Source organism: Bacillus sp. MUM 13, from assembly GCF_001866725.1.
Lineage (GTDB): Bacteria > Bacillota > Bacilli > Bacillales > DSM-1321 > Peribacillus.
This window is the reverse complement of the sequence record NZ_MLYQ01000143.1, coordinates 1-2,189: the sequence shown is the minus strand read 5'-3', so window position 1 is coordinate 2,189 and position 2,189 is coordinate 1. Positions and strand designations below refer to the sequence as shown.

The following is a 2,189-nucleotide window of genomic DNA, read 5'->3' as shown; positions in this document are numbered from 1 at the left end:
GTGAAAATCCACTATCTTTGTGAAAAGTGAAAAAGCAGCGAACCGAGTAATGAACTCAATCGTGAGATTTATAGAAGAGAAATTAGGTCTTATAGTCAACATAGAGAAGAGTAGAATCTCACGTCCAAAAGAATTAAAATTCTTAGGATTTGGGTATTATTACGACATTAAAAACAAGAGATATCAAGTGAAACCTCATCCAAGTTCGGTACAGAAGTTTCAAAGGAAGCTTCGACGACTGACAAAACGGAGCTGGAGTGTTCCACTAGACTACCGAATAATGAAACTGAAACAAGTTATACTTGGATGGGTAAACTACTTCAGAGTGGCAAATATGAAAAAGGTGACTGAACGAATAGACAAAAAGCTTCGCTCCAGAATTAGGGTTATCATCTGGAAACAATGGAAAGTAACGAAGAAACAAATCAAATCGCTAATTCAACTAGGGATTCCGGAAGAAGAAGCGAAAGGATTAACCTACTGTCGAAAAGGTTACCGATTCATAGGGCTTTCAAAAGTCGTCCAAAGAGCAATCTCAAACAAAAGACTAAAGCAGAGGGGAGTCCCCTCTGCTTTAGACCATTTCCTAAAAGTACACACTGTGATATAAATTGAAACGCCGTATACGCGATCCGTACGTACGGTGTTGTGAGAGGGGCGAAAATAATACATCTATTTTCCCTCTACTCGATTGGGAAAATACCGGGGGAAATTAAGCCTGCTTACGTCTCACAGCGGAGGGAACAGTCTGCAATCATAAACTCTTACCAGCCGGAAACATATTGATCTGTTTGTTCCTTTAAGTATGATAAAATCAAATTACCTGATTTTACCTGAGGTACATATTTAAAGGAATCATAAGCTAAGCTTCACCCTGAAGTTGCAGGGGGATTATGGCAATATGGAAGGGGAGAAAGGGATATGGATCTTTTATTCGATCATCTTGTACATTTTATAAACCGCAGTCCTGCTGAGGCAGCAGAAAAAATGAAAGAAATTGACCGCCACGCTGTAATTGGCGGCAAACATGAAAAATGGGGAACCTGGAACAGCCTGATGCATGCCGGCTTGGCTTATATTGAATTTTTGGCTGTGAATGACATAGAGATGGCTAGACATGCCGATAATGAATTGATTTCCCTGCTTCTGCAAAATCATCATCATGAAGGCTTCGGTGCCATTTGCTTTCGGACCAAGAATATATCTACCCTCAGGAATATTCTGCTTCAAAAAGGCATGAATCCCAAAAAGGTGATACATGCCGAGCGGCGGCTTGAAGATGGAGAATTGCTGCAATGGAAAATGCTTTTTATCGAACAACAAGAAGGAGAGCTTCCATTGCCGTTTTTCATTGAGTGGGAAGAGGATTCAATCAGGCTGAAGAATTTGCTTGGCAGGGGTATAATAATCAAAAGCGGAGCGGATGAAGGGATTTCATCTGTATATTTTAGGGTAAAAAACTGTAAGGCCACAGCAGCAAAATGGAGCATGCTCCTTGATGCAAAGATAGAAGAATATTATTCGGATTACACGCTCGATAGTTTTTGCTGTTCTATCATTGCAGGAGGGACACGGCTTATTTTTGCAGAGCCTGCTGCAAAATGCCAGCAGTCTGCTGACACTGAAGAAATATGTCAAAAGCCATTTAAGGTTTGCATCAAAACCATAAATGGAAAAGATTCTGTGCACGAAATCATGGGAAGCTGGTATGAGTTTTCCAAAAGGAGAGGATAAGTATGATAAAAAAAATTAGCGTGAATACAAGAAAAAGAGATGAAATCATAGACCTGACGCCAGAAGTCCGGGAATTCATAAAGGAAACAGGCTTTGAAGAAGGCATAGCGGTTATTTATTCAGCACATACAACGGCCGGAATAACCATAAATGAAAATGCTGACCCTGATGTTAAAACAGATTTTCTGAGAAGGCTTGATGAAATCTTCCCATGGAACCATGAACTCGATTTGCATGCTGAAGGAAATACCGCAGCACATCTAAAAACCTCCTTCACTGGCCCGTCTCAGCAGGTAATCGTCCATAAAGGCAAGCTAATTCTTGGAACATGGCAGGGAATTTATTTTTGTGAATTTGATGGTCCTAGAGAACGGCAGGTTTATATTACATTATTAGGGAAATAAGGGGCATTTGCATGTCTCTTTTTTTTATAAATGGGCTCTTTTCTTAAAGAT

Annotated in this window: 3 protein-coding genes; all 3 read left to right on the top strand. The window is 40.1% G+C overall.

All coding sequences use genetic code 11. The annotated features are described in order from the left end of the window. The first annotated feature begins 49 nt into the window (after window positions 1-49). The 3 genes from BIV59_RS21785 to BIV59_RS21775 all read left to right on the top strand — a co-directional run bounded on the left by BIV59_RS21785 (window position 50) and on the right by BIV59_RS21775 (window position 2,138). Window positions 50-610, top strand: coding sequence for a group II intron maturase-specific domain-containing protein (locus BIV59_RS21785; protein WP_240501970.1), 561 nt, complete (start codon window positions 50-52; stop codon window positions 608-610). 311 nt (window positions 611-921) lie between these two features. After that, complete coding sequence (locus tag BIV59_RS21780) at window positions 922-1,734, top strand: VOC family protein (RefSeq protein WP_071353557.1); 813 nt, start codon at window positions 922-924, stop codon at window positions 1,732-1,734. A 2-nt stretch (window positions 1,735-1,736) separates the two neighbouring features. Continuing rightward, window positions 1,737-2,138 carry a secondary thiamine-phosphate synthase enzyme YjbQ gene (locus BIV59_RS21775; protein ID WP_071353556.1) on the top strand — a complete coding sequence of 134 codons (402 nt, stop codon included), beginning with the start codon at window positions 1,737-1,739 and terminating at the stop codon, window positions 2,136-2,138. The last annotated feature ends 51 nt before the right edge of the window (window positions 2,139-2,189 follow it).

Coding starts and splice junctions, on each gene's coding strand:
- BIV59_RS21775 (WP_071353556.1), top strand. CDS start 1,737: ATGATAAAAAAAATTAGCGTGAATACAAGAAAAAGAGATGAAATCATA.
- BIV59_RS21780 (WP_071353557.1), top strand. CDS start 922: ATGGATCTTTTATTCGATCATCTTGTACATTTTATAAACCGCAGTCCT.
- BIV59_RS21785 (WP_240501970.1), top strand. CDS start 50: ATGAACTCAATCGTGAGATTTATAGAAGAGAAATTAGGTCTTATAGTC.